The organism is Bradyrhizobium sp. 1(2017) (assembly GCF_011602485.2).
Lineage (GTDB): Bacteria > Pseudomonadota > Alphaproteobacteria > Rhizobiales > Xanthobacteraceae > Bradyrhizobium.
Map to the genome: position 1 here is coordinate 7,218,367 of NZ_CP050022.2, position 16,970 is coordinate 7,235,336.

The window sequence follows — 16,970 nt, forward strand, 5'->3', positions numbered from 1 at the left end:
GTGATGCGATGCAGAGCCGGGGCCCAGAAGGCGGCACGGTATCTTGTCGAGACATGGGTCCCGGCTCTGCGGAGCGGCGCTTCGCGCCGCACCGCGTCCGGGACACGGAGAGAGCAGTGGCCTACCCCTTCTTCGGCACCACCCTGAACGTCCCACTCGCGCGCGCGATCACGATGCCGTCGGCCTTGATCAGACACTGCGCGAAGCAGATCGTCTTGCCGGTCTTGATCACGTCGCTCTCGATCGAACACCACTGGCCGGTCTCGGCGGAGCCGACGAAATCGACCGAGAGCGAGACCGTCACGAACGAGGTGGTCCAGTTCGTGGCCAGCGCGCAGCTGTAGCCCATAGCATTGTCGGCGAGCGCCGTGATGAGCCCGCCATGGATCAGGCCGCGGCCGTTGGTGTGCGGCCTTGCCAGCCGCAGGCCGATGATCACGGCCTTGTCGGTCGTCTTGGCGTAAAGCGGCTCCCAGGGTTCGGTAAGAGGGCTCTTGCGGAACAGCGGTTCGAAGCCGTCGGGGATCTCGGTGGAGGTCATGGGTGTCTCGCGCGTCGCCGGTGAGTTGCCGGCATTGAACGCGATGTGGATGACGGTTTCACCGCCTACAAAGTTTTAAACGGGATTTGCGCGGGCGTTTGAAACATCCTCCGCCGTCATTGCGAGATGCCGTAGGGTGGGCAAAGGCGCGAAGCGCCGTGCCCACCATCCCGCCGTAGCCGCGAAAGTGGTGGGCACGCTGCGCTTTGCCCACCCTACGGCACCGTCCTAAAACGGCAGTCCCACGTAATTCTCCGACAGCGACGTCATCGCGGCTTGCGACTGCGTGACGTAATCGAGCTCGGCGAGCTGGATACGCGCACCGATGGTGCCGGTGTCGGGGAATTTATGCAGCATCGAGGTCATCCACCAGGAGAAGCGCACGGCCTTCCAGACCCGTGCCAGCGCCTTGGCGGAATAGGCGTCGATGCCGGCGCTGGATTTTTCGTCGTAGAACTCGCGCAGGGCGCTCGACAAATAATGCGCGTCGGAAGCGGCGAGATTCAGTCCCTTGGCGCCGGTCGGCGGCACGATATGGGCGGCATCGCCGCACAGGAACATGCGGCCGAAGCGCATCGGCTCGGCGACGAAGCTGCGCAAGGGCGCGATGCTCTTCTCGATCGACGGGCCGGTGACCAGGCTATCGGCCGCCTCCTGGTCGAGCCGGAGCTTCAATTCGTCCCAGAAGCGATCGTCCGGCCATTGGTCGACATGGTCGTCGAGCGAACATTGGACATAGTAGCGGCTGCGCCTGGTCGAGCGCATGGTGCAGAGCGCAAAGCCGCGGGCGTGGTTGGAATAGATCAATTCGTGGCTGACCGGCGGCGTATCGGAGAGGATGCCGAGCCAGCCGAACGGATAGATCCGCTCGAACTCCTCGATCGCCGTGGCAGGCACGCTCGCCCGGCTGACGCCGTGAAAACCGTCGCAGCCGGCGATGAAATCGCAATCGATCGTGTGGGTGACGCCGTCCTTGACATAAGTTACGCGCGGGTGACCGCCGTCGAAATCATGCGGCTGCACGTCCCTGGCCTCGTAGACCGAGACGAGGCCGGCGGCCTTGCGCGCGTTCATCAGGTCGAGCGTGACCTCGGTCTGACCGTAGATCGTGACCGTCTTGCCGGTCGCGCCCTTCATGTCGATGCGGTGACGGCGGCCGGAGAAGGCAAGCTCGATGCCCTCATGCACCAGGCCCTCGGCATGGGCCCGCGCGCCGGCGCCGATCCGGTCGAGCAGCGCGACGGTTCCCTCCTCCAGCAGGCCGGCGCGGATGCGGCCGAGCACATAGTCCGGGCTCTGCCGCTCCAGAATGACATTGTCGATGCCGTAGGCGTGCAGCAGTTGCCCAAGCAACAATCCAGCCGGCCCGGCGCCGATGATTGCGACTTTTGTCCGCAATACTTGCTCCTCCCGATCCTGTAGGTTTTGGTCGCGGCCTGCTTGTGGCACAGGCCCGCAGGCGATAATTATATCATATAACGTTTGGGCAAAAGGGGAGCGGTCGTCGCCCGGGCAGCGACAAATCCATGCAACATCGCTGACGTAAACGGCGCGACAAGGCGTGCGTCAATTCCGGCTTGAACGCGCCGGCCAATTAGATAACATGTTAATTAAAGAGACCGGGCCATCGAAGCCCGCGATCGACAACAGGGAGAGACGCGTGATGAGGAAAGCCTGTCTGGCATTGCTGCTGGCCGCAAGCGTGAGCCCAGCGCTCGCGCAGGACAAGACCTTCGATTTGAAGATCTCGCACTGGGTGCCGGCCTCGCATCCGCTGCAAAAATCGCTGGAGGACTGGGCGGCCGCAGTGGAGAAGGATTCCGGCGGCACCATCAAGGGCAAGGTGTTTCCGGCCCAGCAGCTCGGCAAGGCCTTCGACCATTACGACATGGCCCGCGACGGCATCGCCGACGTCACCTACGTCAATCCCGGCTACCAGCCCGGCCGCTTCCCGATCATCGGCGCCGGCGAGTTGCCGTTCCTGATCTCCGACGCCAAGGGCGGCTCGATGGGGCTGGATGCCTGGTATCGCAAATATGCCGAGAAGGAGATGAAGGACGTCAAATACTGCCTCGCCTTCGTCCACTCGCCCTCCTCCTTCCATTCCAAGACCAAGAAGATCGTGGTGCCCGAGGACGTGAAGGGCCTGAAGATCCGTCCCGCCCACGCCACCATGGCCAACTTCGTCACCTCGCTCGGCGGCACCAACGTGCAGTCCTCCGCGCCGGAAGTGCGCGACATCATCGAGCGCGGCGTCGCCGACGGCGTCACCTTCCCCTGGGGCTCCCTGGTGCTGTTCGGCATCGACAAGGTGACCAAATACGACATGGAGGCGCCGCTCTACACCACGACCTTCGTGTTCGTGATCAACAAGGACAAGTACAACGCGATGTCCGACAAGCAGAAGGCCGCGATCGACAAGAACTGCACGGTCGAGATGGCGGGCGCGGTCGGCGAGCACTGGGGCAAGTTCGAGGATGCCGGCATCGCCAAGGTGAAGGCGGAATCCAGCCACGAGGTCTACAAGCTGACGCCCGAGCAGACCGCCGCCTGGAAGAAGGCCGCCGAGCCGCTGGTCAAGACCTGGAGCGACGGCGCCAAGAAGGCCGGCGCCGATCCGGACGCCGCGCTCGCGGATCTCAAGGCCTCGCTGAAGAAGTACAACGCGCTGGCGGAGTGACGCGGCGGGTTCCTCTTCCCCTCGCCCCGTTCTCACGGGGTGAGGGGCTGCCTCCGCGCAAAAAGTGAGAGATGGACTCGCGCAGAGTCCTCCTCACCCGCCGCGCCTTGCGCGTCGGCCTCTGCCCGCACGCGGGGAGAGGCGAAGAGCCGCCGCTGGAATCGAGATCAAGCAATGACAGCACACGACGGGACACCTCCCACAAAGCGCTCCTGGATGGATCGCGTGATCGATTCGATCGAATGGATCGCGGCCGGCTTCGTCGGCATCGTCGCGCTCGACATCTTCCTGTCGGTGCTGCTTCGCAACACGCTGAACTATTCGATCCCCGACAGTTTCGACATCGGCCGCATGCTGCTCGGCATCCTGATCTTCTGGGGCATCGCGGCGACGTCCTATCGCGGCACCCACATCACGGTCGATCTGGTCTGGGGCAATGTCGGGCCGCGCCACCAGCGCTGGATCGACGTGTTCGCAACCCTGGTGCTGCTGTTCGTCGTCACCGTGCAGACCTGGACGCTGTTCGACAAGGTGCGCGGCACCTACAACGACAACGTCCAGACCTTCGACCTGCACATGCCGACCTGGCCGTTCTTCGCGGTCGCCTGGATCGGCGACGTCTGCGCCGTGCTGCTGATCGCGATCCGCACCTACCGGCTGATCTTCCATCCCGAAGAGATGCATGACCCCAAGCTGAAGGCGACGGAGTAATCATGAGCACCGATGCCGTCGCCGTAATCGGCTTCGTTTCCCTCTTCGTCCTGATGCTGCTGCGCGTGCCCGTCGGCATGGCGATGGGCCTCGTCGGCGTGTCCGGCTTCGCTTATCTCGTCAACGGGAACGCGGCGCTGAAGCTGGTCGGCCAGACCTCGATGCGCACGGTCACCGACTACACGTTCGGCGTCATCCCGATGTTCCTGCTGATGGGATCGTTCGTCAGCAATTCCGGCATGAGCCGCGAGCTGTTCCGCGCCGCCAACGGCTTCGTCGGCCATCTGCGCGGCGGACTCGGCATCGCGACCGTCGGCGCCTGCGGCGGCTTCGCCGCGATCTGCGGCTCCTCGGTCGCGACCGCCGCGACCTTCTCCGCGGTCGCCTATCCCGAGATGCGGCGCTTCGGCTACCCGCAGTCCTTTGCCACCGGCGTGATCGCGGCCGGCGGCACGCTGGGAGCGATGCTGCCGCCCTCCACCGTGCTCGCGGTGTACGGCATCATCACCGAGCAGGACATCGGCAAGCTGTTCATTGCCGGCATCATCCCGGGCCTGCTCGCGATGACCATGTACATGATCACGATCTTCCTGATCGGTTATTTCCGCCCCGACTTCCTGCCCAAGGGCAAGGTGACACCGTGGCGCGAGCGCTTTGCCGGGTTGAAGGAGATCTGGGCACCGGTACTGCTGTTCGTCTTCGTCATCGGCGGCCTCTACGGCCTGCCCTTCCTGCCGCGCTTCACCCCGACGGAAGCCGGGGGCGTCGGCGCCGCCGGCGCCTTCATCATCGGCGTGCTGACGGGCCGCCTCGACCGCGAGAAGGTGCTGGCCTCTTTGCTGCAGGCGACGCGCACCGCGGCAGCGGTGTTCACCGTGCTGATCGGCGCGCTCATCTTCGGCTATTTCCTCACGGTGACGCAGACGCCGCAGAAGGTCACGGAATTCCTCACCGGGCTCGGCCTCGGCCCCTACGGCGTACTGGCGCTGATCATGGTGATGTATCTCGTGCTCGGCTGCCTGATGGACGCCATGGCGATGATCATCCTCACCGTGCCGATCATCTTCCCCGTGATCATGCATCTCGGCTTCGACCCGATCTGGTTCGGCATCATCATCGTGATGACCGTCGAGCTCGGCCTGATCCATCCGCCGGTCGGCATGAACGTCTTCGTCATCAAGAGCGTGGTGAAGGACGTCTCCTTCTCCACCATCTTCAAGGGCGTGATCCCGTTCGTCGCGACAGACCTGGTACGGCTGGTGATCCTGATCGCGTTTCCGTTGCTGGCAACCTGGCTGCCGACCCGGATGATGGCGCATTGAGAGGCGAAGCGATGACCACGCCGATACTCGCGACGAAATACGTCTTCACCATCACCGCCCGTATCGGCGACGTCGTGACCGCCGGCGAGACCGGGATCGGCGTCCGCCGCATCATTCCGATCGTCGGCGGCGAGGTGACGGGCGCGATCACCGGCAAGGTGCTGCCGTTCGGCGCCGATTTCCAGACCATCCGCCCCAACGAGCTGATCGATCTGGAGGCAAAATACGCCTTCGAGACCGACGACGGCGCGATCGTCTATGTCGAGAACAAGGGCATGCGCTTCGGCCCGGTCGAGCTGCTGCAAAAGCTCAAGCGCGGTGAGCCGGTCGACCCGAAGCTGATCTACTTCCGCACCGTGCCGCGGTTCGAGACCGGGCACGAAAACTATCGCTGGCTGATGGAGCACATTTTTGTGGCCTCGGCCGCGCGCCACGCGGACCGCGTAGTGATCGACGTACATCAAGTGGTGTGAGGAATCGTCTTTGACCCGGGGCGGACCGGGTTCAGAATGTGACCCGTGCAGAGTTGTGCAGACCACGGGAGTCCCACCATGTCTCTTATGGCTTCCAGCGAACCAGGCCCCCAACACACTTTCGATTCCGCCGAAATGGGCGCCATCGCTCATCTTTACCGCGGCGAGGTCTATCGCTCGACGATCTGGCGAACGCGGCTCGACAACACGACCAATTGGGCGATCGTCACGATGGGCATCGCGCTGTCGACGACCTTTTCGAGCCCGGAGGCTTCGCCCCTGCCACTGGTCCTTGTCGGACTGCTCCTTGCCGTGTTCCTCGGCATGGAGGCGCGGCGTTATCGCTATTTCAATGTCTGGCGTGCCCGGGCTCGTTGGCTGGAGAGGAATTTCTATGCTCCAATCTTCACCGGTGAAATGCACGATGACAGCTGGAAGGATATTCTCGCGCGCGACTACACGGCGCCCCGCCATCACATTTCGTTTGTCCGCGCTGCGGGGCGACGGTTGCGTCGCAACTACGTTTGGATCCTCGCCATCCAGGCGATCGCCTATTACGGCAAGATTGCAATCCATCCGACGCCTGCGGCGACCTTGACGGAACTTATTGATCGCGCCGCGGTCGGACCGATTCCCGGCTGGGTCGTTCTGATGATGGGCTTTGCCTACAATTTCGGGTGGCTGGCGTTCGCGCTCGGCACGATGTGGCTCGACCAACACGAGCACGGGACCAAAGGCGACCAGGTGGCGATGGGCTGATGACACAGCCGTTACCCGTTCCTGGGGCGTAGCTGGCCCGCCGCCGGCGGACCGCTCCCCTTGTTGACTCCCGCAAAAATCGTTATACAACATAACTATTCTGACAAGGACGCAAATGACACAGGGAAACGCCGAGACCGCTGACGCGGGCGCAGCCGGGCTTTTGAGGATCGAGCGGGCAGACCGGGTTTTGACCGTGGGTCTGAACCGGCCGGCCAAGCGCAACGCGCTCAATGACGGCATCATCCTGGAAATCGGCGAGTGTTTTGCCTCCCTGCCCGACGACATCGGCGCGGTCGTCATCCATGGCATCGGCGACCATTTCTCCAGTGGTCTCGACCTCTCCGAATTGACCGAGCACGATGCGACCGGCGGCCTGCTCCATTCTCAGATGTGGCACCGGGTGTTCGACCGCATCCAGTACAGCCGCGTGCCTGTCATCGCCGCGCTCAGGGGCGCCGTGATCGGCGGCGGGCTGGAGCTTGCCTGCGCCGCACATATCCGCGTCGCCGAACCCTCGACCTATTTCGCGCTGCCGGAGGGGCAGCGCGGCATCTTCGTCGGCGGCGGCGGCTCGGTCAGGCTGCCGCGGCTGATCGGCGTCGCCAGGATGATGGACATGATGCTGACCGGCCGCGTCTACAGCGCGACCGAAGGCGCGTCCTACGGCTTCGCGCAATATGTGACGGAAGCCGGCAACGGCCTCGGCAAGGCGCTGGAGCTCGCCACCAAGGTCGCCGCCAACGCGCCGCTGACCAATTTCGCCGTGCTCCAGGCGCTGCCGATGATCGCGGAAGCCAACCCGCAAACGGGTCTCTTGATGGAATCGCTGATGGCGACGGTGGCGCAGAGCGACAAGGAGGCAAAACGCCGGATCCGCGAATTCCTCGAACACAAGACCGCAAAGGTGAAGCCGAAATCATGAGCGCGCAGCCGTCCTCTTCCAGCATGGAGCGCGGCGCGAGCACTTTCCCGCTGCGGCCCATCTCGTTCGGCGATCCCGTCGTCAGGATCGAGCGCCGCGACGACGGCACGATTTACCTGCGGCCAAACCAGCCGCTCGGCGACTATCCCGTCCGCATCACCGACCGCCTGCATCATTGGGCAAACACGACGCCCGATCGCGTCTTCATGGCCGAGCGCGAGGGCGGCCGCGGCTGGCGCAAGATCACTTATGCCGAGCTGCTCACCGCGAGCCGGCACATCGCATCCGGCCTGATCGCGCGCGGCCTGTCGGCGGAGCGCCCGGTCGTCATCCTCTCCGGCAATTCGATCGACCACGCCCTGCTCGCATTCGGCGCGTTCTATGCCGGCATCCCGTTCTGCCCGGTGTCGCCGGCCTATTCGCTGGTGTCGAAGGACTACGGCAAGCTGTCCTACCTGATGAAGCTGCTGACACCCGGCCTCGTCTTCGCCGAGGACGCTGGCAAGTTCGCCGATGCGCTCGCCGCCAACGTCTCGCTCGGCACCGAGATCGCCGCGTCCTATGGCCAGGTGCCGGGTCGCGATGTCACTCTGCTCGCCGATCTCATGGCGACGCCGATCCGCGGCGATCTCGACGCGGTGCACGGCAAGATCGGACCCGACACGATCGCGAAATTCCTGCTGACTTCGGGCTCGACCGGCAACCCCAAGGCCGTCATCAACACCCAGCGCATGATCTGCGCCAACCAGGTGATGTTGCGCGAAACCCTCGCTTTCCTCAAGGACGAGCCGCCTGTCATCATCGACTGGCTGCCGTGGAACCACACCTTTGGCGGCAACCACAATATCGGGCTGACGCTCTACAATGGCGGCTCGATGTATCTGGACGCCGGCAAGCCGATGCCCGGCGGCATCGAGGAGACCGTGCGCAATCTGCAGGAGATCTCGCCGACGGTCTATTTCAATGTACCTAAGGGCTATGAGTCGCTGCTGCCCTATCTGCGTGACGACCAGGGCCTGCGCGCCAAGTTCTTCGACCGGCTGCATGCGATGTTCTTCTCCGGCGCGGCACTGTCGCCGTTCGTGTGGGACAGCCTCGACGAGCTCGCGGTCAAGGAGAAGGGTTATCGCGTGCCGATGCTGACCGGTCTCGGCGCCACCGAAACCGCGCCGTTCTTCATGTCGGTCAATCCGCGCACCAGCCGCTCCGGCCATGTCGGCCTGCCGGTTTCGGGCAATGACGCGAAACTGGTGCCCAACAACGGCAAGTTGGAGGTGCGCGCCAGGGGCCCGAACGTGATGCCCGGCTATTGGCGCCAGCCCGACATCACCGCGAAATCCTTCGACGAGGAGGGTTTCTACAAGATGGGCGACGCGCTCAAGCCCGCCGACCCCGATGATCTCAACGCCGGCTTCGATTTCGACGGCCGGGTCAGCGAGGATTTCAAGCTCGCCAGCGGCACCTGGGTCAGCGTCGGTCCCTTGCGCGCGCGCTTCGTGGCGGCCTGCGCGCCGCTGGTGCGCGACGTCGTCATCGCCGGCATCAACCGCGACGCGATCTCCGCGATCGTGCTGCTCGATCTCGATGGCTGCCGGCTGGTCAACCCGACATTGCCGGCCGACGACCTCACCGTCACCGCCCGCGACCGGCTGGTGCGCGAGGCGTTCCAGGAACGGCTGACGGGCTTCCTCAGCCACGCCACCGGCTCCTCGACGCGGGTCACGCGCGCGGTCCTGCTGGATACGCCGCTCTCGATCGACAAGGGCGAAGTCACCGACAAGGGCTCGATCAACCAGCGCGCGGTGCTCGAAAATCGCACTTCGCTGATCGAGGAGCTCTACGCTGCCAATCCATCCGACCATGTGATATCGGTCGGCTAAGAAATCATCGCCAAAGGAGAACGCCATGTTGTTGAAGGATCAGGCAGCCATCGTCACCGGCGGTGCATCGGGGCTCGGCGCGGCCACTGCGCGAAAGCTGGCGGCGCAAGGCGCCAAGGTCGCGGTGTGCGATCTCAATGCCAAGCTTGCGGAGACCGTTGCGGCCGAGATCAAGGGCGTGGCCGTGACCTGCGACGTGTCCGATGCGGCTTCCGCGGAAGCTGCGATCGCGCAGGCGACCAAGGCCCACGGTCCGGCGCGCGTGCTGGTCAATTGCGCCGGCATCGGCGTTGCAAAGCGCGTCGTCGGTCGTGACGGCCCGATGGCGCTTGCGGATTTCGACAAGGTGATCAAGGTCAATCTGATCGGCACCTTCAACATGCTGCGGCTCGCCGCCACCGAGATGTCCAAGCTCGAGCCGCAGGCGACCGGCGAGCGCGGCGTCATCATCAACACCGCCTCCGTCGCCGCCTATGACGGCCAGATCGGGCAGTCGGCCTATTCGGCCTCGAAGGGCGGCATCGTCGGCATGACCTTGCCGATCGCACGCGAGCTCGCGCAGTTCGGAGTCCGTGTGCTGACGATCGCGCCCGGCCTGTTCCTGACCCCGCTGCTCGCCAACCTGCCACAGGAGGCCCAGGATTCGCTCGCCGCCGCGATCCCCTTCCCGCGCCGGCTCGGGCAAGCCGATGAGTTCGCCGCGCTTGCGCTGCACATGGTCGAGAACGCCTATCTGAACGGCGAAGTGGTGCGCCTCGACGGCTCGCTGCGCATGGCGCCGAAGTAAGCTCGGCAGAACAAGGCGCGACGCATGTTCGTGAACCGGCGCGACGTACAGATCCAGTGGGGCGATTGCGACCCCGCCAACATCGTCTACTACCCGCGCTATTTCGCGATGTTCGACGATTCGACCTCGACCCTGTTCGAGGTCGCGGGGTTCTCGAAGCAGGATCTGGTCCGCAAATACGGCCTGGTCGGCATTCCCATGGTCGACACGCGGGCCAAGTTCTACATTCCCTCGACCTATGGCGACTGGATCACCATCGAGACGAAGATCGAGAGCATCAAGCGCTCGAGCTTCGAGGTGAAGCACAGCGTCTACAAGGGCGAGGCGCTGGCTCTCGAGGGTTTTGAGACCCGCGTGCTGGTCGGCCGCGACCCTGGCAACCCCGACAAGCTGAAATCGGCACCGTTCCCGGCGGAAATGGTCGCCAAATTCACGGGGAGCTAGGGCTGGAGCTAAATCGCCGCATCACCAAAAGAGGGGGCTGAATTGCCCCCCGATTTCTGCTTTCAAAGCAACACGTCAAGGGAGGAATAGATGAAACGCTTTTATTTGACCGCTGCCATCACCGCGGCCGCGCTGGCGCTGCCGGCATTGCCTGCGCTGGCCCAGACCAGCGAAGTTACCATCGGCATCACCACCACCACGACCGGCCCGGGCGCAGCGCTCGGCATCCCCGAACGCAATGCGCTGGAGTTCGTGCCGAAGGAGATCGGCGGTGTGCCGCTGAAGGTGATCGTGCTCGACGACGGCGGCGATCCCACCACCGCCACCACCAACGCCCGCCGCTTCGTGACAGAATCCAAGGCGGACATCATCATGGGCTCGGCGCTGACGCCGCCGACGATCGCGGTCTCCAACGTCGCCAACGAGGCCGGCATCCCGCATTTCGGCCTCGCGCCCTTCCCGATCACGCCGGAACGCATGAAGTGGTCGGTGGCGATGCCGCAGCCGATCCCGATCGTGGGCAAGGTGCTCTACGACCACATGAAGTCCAAGGGCGTGAAGACGCTCGGCTATATCGGCTATTCCGACTCCTATGGCGACCTCTGGTTCAACGACCTGAAGGCCCAGGCCGTGCCGATGGGCATGACCATCGTCGACGAGGAGCGCTTCGCCCGCCCCGACACCTCGGTGACCGGACAGGTGCTCAAGCTCGTCGCCGCCAATCCGGACGCCATCCTGGTCGGCGCCTCCGGCACCGCGGCCGCGCTGCCGCAGACCGAGCTGCGCGAGCGCGGCTATCAGGGCCTGATCTACCAGACCCATGGCGCGGCCAGCATGGACTTCATCCGCATCGCCGGCAAAGCGGCTGAAGGCGTGCTGATGGCCTCGGGCCCCGTGATGGACCCCGAGGACCAGCCGGACACCGCGCTCACCAAGAAGCCGGGTCTCGCCCTCAACTCGGCCTATGAAGCCAAGTACGGCCCGAACAGCCGCAGCCAGTTCGCCGGCCACTCCTACGATGCGTTCGAGATCCTCAAGCGCATCATCCCGGCGGCATTGAAGACGGCCAAGCCCGGTACGCCGGAATTCCGTGAAGCGATCCGCCAGGCGCTGCTGACGGAGAAGGAATTGGCCGCGAGCCAGGGCGTCTACAACTTCACCGAAAAGGATCGCTACGGCCTCGACGACCGCTCCCGCATCCTGCTCACAGTGAAGAACGGAAAGTACACGCTGGTGAAGTAGCCGCAGCGAACCACTCGAGACGACGAGAGCCGGCCCGATGGGCCGGCTCTTTTGTTTTGACTGTGAGATCGAGCTGCGGCCACCCGGCGCTTTGCGCCGACCTCTCCCGCAAGCGGGAGAGGTTGCAGCCAGTGCGCGGACCCGCTGGTGGCCTCAAGCCGCCTGCCGCAGCGGGATCCAGGCGAACTCCGGATAATAAGCGTCCATCATGCGGTCGACATACGCGGTGAGGTTCGGAAATGCCTCGGCGCGCTGGCGCAAGGCCGATTCGAAAAACGGCGTCAGGATGCCGGCGAGCGCGCCAAAGGCGGTGGCATCGACGCCGCAGGGCTTGTTGCCCATCAGATAGGACTTGTCGCCGAGCTGCACCGAGAGCGCGAACAGGGAGCGCACCGCGAGATCGACGTCGTCATCGGGGGCGTGGCGACCGAGTCCCGAGAGCAGATAATTCTCGGCGACGCGGAATTGCGCATCCTCGCGCAGCTTCTCGCGGTTGTGCTCCGGCGCGCCATCGAAGAAATGCGCCGGGCCCTTGGCGAAATTGACAGGGTCGACCCAGCGCGCGCCGACCAGCGCCCAATAGACGTGATGCTCGATCATGCGCTCGAACGCCCAGGCCTGCGCCCGCTCGGCCAGCGACAGGCCGGCGTCGAAGTCGAAGCCGTAGCGCCGCTCGATATGGGCACGGATGAAGGTGGAATCGGCCACCGCCTCGCCGCCGTCGTCGATGAAGGGCAGCTGTCCCTTGGGCGAAGCAGGCGGCATCGCCCGCTCCTTCCGGTAGGGCAGCCCCGCCATCTTGAGCTGCACCTCGGTCTTGGTGACGAAGGGGCTGATTTCCGGCAGGCCAAAGCCGGTGCCAAAGCCGTAAAGCGTGATCATGCGCGTTCTCCTGGTCTACCGAAAATCTGACGGAACCTAGTGGCGGGCTGCTGCCACCATGGTGGCAGCAGCCGTGATATCTTCTGCGAAGCGGGCCCCCCGCCAGGCGCGGGCCATCACGTGGTGGACAAGCGCGTCCGCAGCCTGGGTCAGCGAGCGTGCCACCACGCTTGCGAGGGCAAACCGGAGGTCGACGGCCATGAGATCGAGCGAAACGAGGCGGCCGAGTGCCTGGACGGACCACGCCTGTGCCCGCAACATCGGAATAGCCGGGCCGAAATGGGTTGGAATGATCATGGACAAATCCTCTTCAGTCGATGTGTTGTCCCGGTATAGAACTCCCCTGCTGCCAACATCCTGTCAGCAGCCGCGCGCCGCCTTTTGAAAAGACCACTGACAAGAGACCCGTCATGAGACGCGCCGACCGGCTGTTTCAGATCATCCAGGTGCTGAGGCGCACGCGTAAGCCACTGACGGCGGACGCGATTGCGGCCGAGCTCGAGACCTCGAAGCGCACCATCTATCGCGACATCGCAACGCTGATCGGCCAGCGCGTGCCGATCCGCGGCGAAGCGGGCATGGGCTACATCCTGGAAAAGGGCTTTGACCTGCCACCGCTGATGCTGACGCCTGACGAGATCGAGGCGGCGGTGCTCGGCGCGCAATGGGTTGCGGGCCACGCCGACTCCACGCTGGCGCGTGCGGCCGAAGATCTGATGGCCAAGATCGCCGACACCGTCCCCGAGCGCCTGCGTCCGTTCGTGCTGGAGCCGGCGAGCCGGGCGCGGCCGAGCTGGAACAGGGAGCCGGACCGGCTGGACATGGCGCGCACGCGCACCCAGATCCACGAAGGCAGGAAGATCATGCTGCGCTATCGCGACGAGCAGGGACGGGCCAGCGAGCGCATGATCTGGCCGATCTCGGTCGGCTATCTCGAAGCCGTACGCCTGCTCGCCGCCTGGTGCGAGCTACGCAGCGATTTCCGCAGCTTCCGCACCGATCGCGTGGTCGAGGCGAGCTATCTCGACGAAAAATATCCGGAACGGCGCGACGTGCTGCGCGCAAGGTGGCGGCAGAGCCTGGTCTGGGGCCCGCCCAAGGACACGTGACGCGGATGGAACAGACCTCGCCCCTCGACCTGTCGCGATGCTGTCAGAGTTGCGGCGCCTGCTGCGGCTATTCGCAGAACTGGCCGCGCTTCTCGATCGAGAGCGACGAAGAGCTTGCGGCGATCCCGGAGGCGCTCGTCAACGCGCGTCAATCCGGCATGCGCTGCGAGGGCGATCGCTGCTCGGCGTTGCAGGGAGAGATCGGGAAAGAGACCGCGTGCGGCATCTACGCCGTGCGGCCGGAGGTGTGCCGCACCTGCATGCCCGGCGACGCCGAATGCGCGATGGCGCGGCGCAAGTTCGGGCTGCCGGTGATAGAGCCCGTCTAAAGCGCGATGCGACTAGGCCGGAACGGCTTCGCTGATCTCGTCGTCGAGCTCGTCCTCCAGCGGTGCCAGCACCGAGAGCGGCTTGGTCGACAGCGTGATCGGCTTGCGCCCGCCCGTCAGCGCCGGCGAGGATTTCGCCGCCCGTTCGCGCGACAACGCGTAGAGCGTCGAGCCGACGCGGCCGCCGTTCTCGATCAGATCGCGCTCGCTGCAGCTCGCGGCCACCGCGACCGCCAGCGAATGCAGATGGCTGCGGCGATAGCAAAACAACGCGAGCCTGGCGCGGGCGTCAGGGGAAACACTCTCAACCAGCCTCGGCAGGCCACTCTCGCTGGCGCGATACATCTCGCCAAGGAGCTCGTCGCGGACCGGGCAAAAATCGCTTTCAAAGGAATCGCGGCTTGAAAACATTGCAGTTCTCCCTCGTGTGCGGAAGATGCAGCGCAATTCTCTAATGAAAGGTTAACCACGCTGCCCGGTAGTCACCCGGGGTCCTTGCGCCCTGGCCGCGAATCGGAGGCGCCTTGATGGGGTTTTCAAGGGCATCCACGGCGTCATGGCCGGGCTGGTCCCGGCCATCAACGTGGATGCCTGGGACAAGCCCGGGCATGACGATCTCGTGCCGATGGCGATTACCTCTACCCGGAGGCCCACAGGCGACCCTCAGTTCGCCGCCATGAAGATGGAGAGGCCGAAGCCGGTGAGGTGATGCAGCGCCTGGTCAACGCCGATCAAGGTCCAGAACCAGGGATGCGCCAGGTCGACGCCAAAATTGGCCGAGACGAGGCCCTTGGCGCGGTCGATCGTGATGTGGATCAAGAAGTCGATGAACGCGACGAACCAGAACCTCGGCGCCACGATCAGGATCAGCAGCAGCGCAACCGCAAGGTGAATGAGGCAATGTACCAGAAGCGGCAGCGCCCAGCCGCGCTTCTGGTCCTTGCCGTGCGCCATCCAGGCGGTCTGCAGGACGAAATCGGCGATGATGTGCTTGAAGGTGAGCAGCAGCATCCAGCCAATGAGCGCTTCAACCGGAACCGCCGATGACATGGGTGGAAACGACAAGCTGACGCCCTCAATGACGTGGACAAGAAAAAATTGGAGCGTTCAGCGCAACTTCTTCTTGGACCGGTCAAATCGCCGGGACGTGCGATTTATGACATCTCCCGCGGCGGAATGCAGCCGGGGGAACCGGAAAATCGCCAAGTGTGGCTAACTGGTGATAGGATGACCAATCGCCGCGGTGGCGCGGGGTAAGGTTACCCCCGGCTCGAAATTTGCATTCCGCGGCCTTGGCGCTATCATTGACGGCAGAGAATTTCGTTCTTTTTTCAGACGTTTACGAATTACAGGGCGCCCGCTGCGCTTCCCATGCCGGCCGCCGCCACCAAAGAATAAGGCCGGAGTGCTGCCATGAGTGCTGAAGGCCCAACCGCGTCACTGGCCGAGCCACCGCCGCGACGCCCCAAGGTGATCAAGACCAATCAGCAGCAGGTCTTCCTCTACGTCGTGCTGACCCTGCTGCTGTCGCTTGCCACGGTCTGGGTCGGCCGCACGCTGGTGCACAATTCCGAAACGCTGACCTTTGCCGTCGGCGGGCCCAACAGCGACGAGGCGCTGTTGGCGGCCAAATTCGCAGCTCTCCTGAAGAACAACGCCTCGCGCTTCCGGATCAAGATCGTCAACCACGCGGACAACGCCAAGGCGGTCGCACAGTTCGACCGCAAGCAGGCCGACCTCGCGGTGCTGCGCACGGACGCCAAGGTGCCGCTGCGGGCGCGCGCCCTCGCGATCCTCGAGCACGATCTCGTGCTGCTGCTCGGTCCCGGCAACAAGAAGATCAAGTCGCTCGCCGAGCTGAAGAAGAAGAAAGTCGCGGTGATCGCCGAGAACGAAACCTCGCTCGCCTTCGTCCGCAGCATCCTCGACGTCGCCGACGGCCCCGATGCCGCGAAGATCCAGTTGGCGCCGCAGGGCGCAACGCTCGACAAGCTGTTTGCTCCGGCCAACGGCTTCAGCGCGGTGATCGCCATTGTCCATGCCTCCAAGGCGGTGCGAGACAAGTCCTATGAGCAAGTCGCCAAGCGCGGAGGCTTCACGCTGAACGCGATCGACGAGGCCAAGACGCTGGCACGCAAATTCCCTGGCATTTCCGACGAGACGCTGACAGCGGGCACGGTGTCGACATCCCCGCAGATTCCCGACGACGATCTCGACACGATCGGGCTCGAATGGCTGCTGGTCGCGCAATCCAGGATGTCCCCGAGCACGGCAGGCGAGCTCGCACGCATCGTCTACGAGAACAAATCCGCGCTCGGTCTCGACAACGGCTTCGCCACCAGGATCGAGCCGGCCTCGGTCGAGAAGGATGCCTTCGTAATCGCGCATCGGGGCGCGGCCGACTACATCAACGACGACACCAAGTCGTTCATCGATAAATACAGCGACTTGATGTATCTGGGCGTCGCCGCGCTCAGCATCATCGGCTCGATCTTCGCCGCCATCTACGCCAAGATCACGCGGATCGCGCCGGAGAAGGCCAGCGAGCTCTCCACCGCCATCCTCGACATCGGCGAGCGGATCGAGCACGCCCATTCGCTGGATCAGCTCGAATGCCTCCAGGACGAGCTGGAGGGCATTTTGCGCGGAGCCGTCATCGGCCTCAGAGACGGGACGATCAGCACCGACGGGCTCGACACCTTCAAGCTCGGCTACGAATTCGTGCGCGACGAGATCGGCATGCGCCGCGACTATCTGAAACGTCATGCCAGCGAGACCGATAAGGCCGCGCGCGATGCCGGCCCGCCCCAGCACGACGACAGCAACGTCGTCGTGGTCAAGACCGCGCAGAGCGCCTGATCCACCGGATCGGTGCCCTCAGGTCAC

At 64.4% G+C, this 16,970-nt stretch carries 19 protein-coding genes; 13 read left to right on the forward strand and 6 right to left on the reverse strand.

The annotated features are described in order from the left end of the window. Positions 1-121: 121 nt before the first annotated feature. Together HAP40_RS34230 and pobA are read right to left on the reverse strand one after the other, a co-directional pair. On the reverse strand, positions 122-541 hold the full coding sequence (locus tag HAP40_RS34230) for a PaaI family thioesterase (protein ID WP_166812976.1): 420 nt from the start codon (positions 539-541) through the stop codon (positions 122-124). 228 nt (positions 542-769) lie between these two features. Then, complete coding sequence (pobA, locus tag HAP40_RS34235) at positions 770-1,939, reverse strand: 4-hydroxybenzoate 3-monooxygenase (RefSeq protein WP_166812974.1); 1,170 nt, start codon at positions 1,937-1,939, stop codon at positions 770-772. Between the two features lie 265 nt (positions 1,940-2,204). Here pobA and HAP40_RS34240 point away from each other — a divergent pair, with 265 nt between their 5' ends. From HAP40_RS34240 to HAP40_RS34285, 10 genes are all read left to right on the forward strand, one after another. Then, complete coding sequence (locus HAP40_RS34240; RefSeq protein ID WP_166819236.1) at positions 2,205-3,221, forward strand: TRAP transporter substrate-binding protein; 1,017 nt, start codon at positions 2,205-2,207, stop codon at positions 3,219-3,221. Between the two features lie 174 nt (positions 3,222-3,395). Further along, positions 3,396-3,932 carry a TRAP transporter small permease gene (locus tag HAP40_RS34245; protein ID WP_208024854.1) on the forward strand — a complete coding sequence of 179 codons (537 nt, stop codon included), beginning with the start codon at positions 3,396-3,398 and terminating at the stop codon, positions 3,930-3,932. Positions 3,933-3,934: 2 nt separating this feature from the next. After that, a complete protein-coding gene (locus tag HAP40_RS34250) occupies positions 3,935-5,254 on the forward strand; it encodes a TRAP transporter large permease (RefSeq protein ID WP_166812972.1) in 1,320 nt (439 codons plus the stop codon). Between the two features lie 11 nt (positions 5,255-5,265). After that, complete coding sequence (locus HAP40_RS34255) at positions 5,266-5,727, forward strand: DUF3237 domain-containing protein (RefSeq protein WP_166812970.1); 462 nt, start codon at positions 5,266-5,268, stop codon at positions 5,725-5,727. 135 nt (positions 5,728-5,862) lie between these two features. Next, positions 5,863-6,486 carry a DUF2270 domain-containing protein gene (locus HAP40_RS34260; protein ID WP_334270861.1) on the forward strand — a complete coding sequence of 208 codons (624 nt, stop codon included), beginning with the start codon at positions 5,863-5,865 and terminating at the stop codon, positions 6,484-6,486. 115 nt (positions 6,487-6,601) lie between these two features. After that, a complete protein-coding gene (locus tag HAP40_RS34265; RefSeq protein WP_166812966.1) occupies positions 6,602-7,411 on the forward strand; it encodes a crotonase/enoyl-CoA hydratase family protein in 810 nt (269 codons plus the stop codon). Then, positions 7,408-9,291, forward strand: coding sequence for a feruloyl-CoA synthase (locus HAP40_RS34270; RefSeq protein ID WP_166812964.1), 1,884 nt, complete (start codon positions 7,408-7,410; stop codon positions 9,289-9,291). The genes HAP40_RS34265 and HAP40_RS34270 overlap by 4 nt, the downstream gene beginning before the upstream one ends. A 25-nt stretch (positions 9,292-9,316) precedes the next feature. Next, positions 9,317-10,078 (forward strand): SDR family NAD(P)-dependent oxidoreductase, encoded by a 762-nt coding sequence (locus tag HAP40_RS34275; protein ID WP_060737208.1) that lies wholly within the window; start codon positions 9,317-9,319, stop codon positions 10,076-10,078. A gap of 24 nt (positions 10,079-10,102) precedes the next feature. After that, positions 10,103-10,522, forward strand: a complete 420-nt coding sequence (locus tag HAP40_RS34280) for an acyl-CoA thioesterase (protein ID WP_166812962.1) — start codon at positions 10,103-10,105, stop codon at positions 10,520-10,522. A gap of 90 nt (positions 10,523-10,612) precedes the next feature. Continuing rightward, a complete protein-coding gene (locus tag HAP40_RS34285) occupies positions 10,613-11,764 on the forward strand; it encodes an ABC transporter substrate-binding protein (RefSeq protein WP_166812960.1) in 1,152 nt (383 codons plus the stop codon). A 153-nt stretch (positions 11,765-11,917) separates the two neighbouring features. On the opposite strand, the gene HAP40_RS34290 is transcribed toward HAP40_RS34285, so the two are convergent. Both HAP40_RS34290 and HAP40_RS34295 read right to left on the reverse strand, forming a co-directional pair. Further along, a complete protein-coding gene (locus HAP40_RS34290) occupies positions 11,918-12,646 on the reverse strand; it encodes a glutathione S-transferase family protein (RefSeq protein ID WP_166812958.1) in 729 nt (242 codons plus the stop codon). Between the two features lie 36 nt (positions 12,647-12,682). Continuing rightward, the gene (locus tag HAP40_RS34295; protein ID WP_166812956.1) at positions 12,683-12,943 is read right to left on the reverse strand and encodes a hypothetical protein; all 261 of its coding nucleotides are present in this window, start codon (positions 12,941-12,943) and stop codon (positions 12,683-12,685) included. 113 nt (positions 12,944-13,056) lie between these two features. On the opposite strand from HAP40_RS34295, the gene HAP40_RS34300 reads away from it, so the two are divergent. Both HAP40_RS34300 and HAP40_RS34305 read left to right on the forward strand, forming a co-directional pair. Continuing rightward, entirely contained in the window at positions 13,057-13,755 is a 699-nt protein-coding gene (locus HAP40_RS34300) for a helix-turn-helix transcriptional regulator (protein WP_166812954.1), read from the forward strand. 5 nt (positions 13,756-13,760) lie between these two features. Continuing rightward, on the forward strand, positions 13,761-14,084 hold the full coding sequence (locus HAP40_RS34305; protein ID WP_166812952.1) for a YkgJ family cysteine cluster protein: 324 nt from the start codon (positions 13,761-13,763) through the stop codon (positions 14,082-14,084). A 12-nt stretch (positions 14,085-14,096) separates the two neighbouring features. On the opposite strand, the gene HAP40_RS34310 is transcribed toward HAP40_RS34305, so the two are convergent. Together HAP40_RS34310 and HAP40_RS34315 are read right to left on the reverse strand one after the other, a co-directional pair. Continuing rightward, positions 14,097-14,495: a hypothetical protein gene (locus HAP40_RS34310; RefSeq protein ID WP_166812950.1), complete on the reverse strand. Its 399-nt coding sequence runs from the start codon at positions 14,493-14,495 to the stop codon at positions 14,097-14,099. Between the two features lie 252 nt (positions 14,496-14,747). Continuing rightward, positions 14,748-15,095 (reverse strand): DUF3307 domain-containing protein, encoded by a 348-nt coding sequence (locus HAP40_RS34315; RefSeq protein ID WP_208024912.1) that lies wholly within the window; start codon positions 15,093-15,095, stop codon positions 14,748-14,750. Positions 15,096-15,497: 402 nt separating this feature from the next. Here HAP40_RS34315 and HAP40_RS34320 point away from each other — a divergent pair, with 402 nt between their 5' ends. Continuing rightward, entirely contained in the window at positions 15,498-16,943 is a 1,446-nt protein-coding gene (locus HAP40_RS34320) for a TAXI family TRAP transporter solute-binding subunit (protein ID WP_166812946.1), read from the forward strand. The last annotated feature ends 27 nt before the right edge of the window (positions 16,944-16,970 follow it).

Coding starts and splice junctions, on each gene's coding strand:
- HAP40_RS34295 (WP_166812956.1), bottom strand. CDS start 12,943: ATGATCATTCCAACCCATTTCGGCCCGGCTATTCCGATGTTGCGGGCA.
- HAP40_RS34280 (WP_166812962.1), top strand. CDS start 10,103: ATGTTCGTGAACCGGCGCGACGTACAGATCCAGTGGGGCGATTGCGAC.
- HAP40_RS34290 (WP_166812958.1), bottom strand. CDS start 12,646: ATGATCACGCTTTACGGCTTTGGCACCGGCTTTGGCCTGCCGGAAATC.
- HAP40_RS34300 (WP_166812954.1), top strand. CDS start 13,057: ATGAGACGCGCCGACCGGCTGTTTCAGATCATCCAGGTGCTGAGGCGC.
- HAP40_RS34250 (WP_166812972.1), top strand. CDS start 3,935: ATGAGCACCGATGCCGTCGCCGTAATCGGCTTCGTTTCCCTCTTCGTC.
- HAP40_RS34285 (WP_166812960.1), top strand. CDS start 10,613: ATGAAACGCTTTTATTTGACCGCTGCCATCACCGCGGCCGCGCTGGCG.
- HAP40_RS34245 (WP_208024854.1), top strand. CDS start 3,396: ATGACAGCACACGACGGGACACCTCCCACAAAGCGCTCCTGGATGGAT.
- HAP40_RS34260 (WP_334270861.1), top strand. CDS start 5,863: ATGGGCGCCATCGCTCATCTTTACCGCGGCGAGGTCTATCGCTCGACG.
- HAP40_RS34270 (WP_166812964.1), top strand. CDS start 7,408: ATGAGCGCGCAGCCGTCCTCTTCCAGCATGGAGCGCGGCGCGAGCACT.
- HAP40_RS34305 (WP_166812952.1), top strand. CDS start 13,761: ATGGAACAGACCTCGCCCCTCGACCTGTCGCGATGCTGTCAGAGTTGC.
- HAP40_RS34240 (WP_166819236.1), top strand. CDS start 2,205: ATGAGGAAAGCCTGTCTGGCATTGCTGCTGGCCGCAAGCGTGAGCCCA.
- HAP40_RS34315 (WP_208024912.1), bottom strand. CDS start 15,095: ATGCTGCTGCTCACCTTCAAGCACATCATCGCCGATTTCGTCCTGCAG.
- HAP40_RS34320 (WP_166812946.1), top strand. CDS start 15,498: ATGAGTGCTGAAGGCCCAACCGCGTCACTGGCCGAGCCACCGCCGCGA.
- HAP40_RS34310 (WP_166812950.1), bottom strand. CDS start 14,495: ATGTTTTCAAGCCGCGATTCCTTTGAAAGCGATTTTTGCCCGGTCCGC.
- HAP40_RS34265 (WP_166812966.1), top strand. CDS start 6,602: ATGACACAGGGAAACGCCGAGACCGCTGACGCGGGCGCAGCCGGGCTT.
- HAP40_RS34255 (WP_166812970.1), top strand. CDS start 5,266: ATGACCACGCCGATACTCGCGACGAAATACGTCTTCACCATCACCGCC.
- HAP40_RS34275 (WP_060737208.1), top strand. CDS start 9,317: ATGTTGTTGAAGGATCAGGCAGCCATCGTCACCGGCGGTGCATCGGGG.
- HAP40_RS34230 (WP_166812976.1), bottom strand. CDS start 541: ATGACCTCCACCGAGATCCCCGACGGCTTCGAACCGCTGTTCCGCAAG.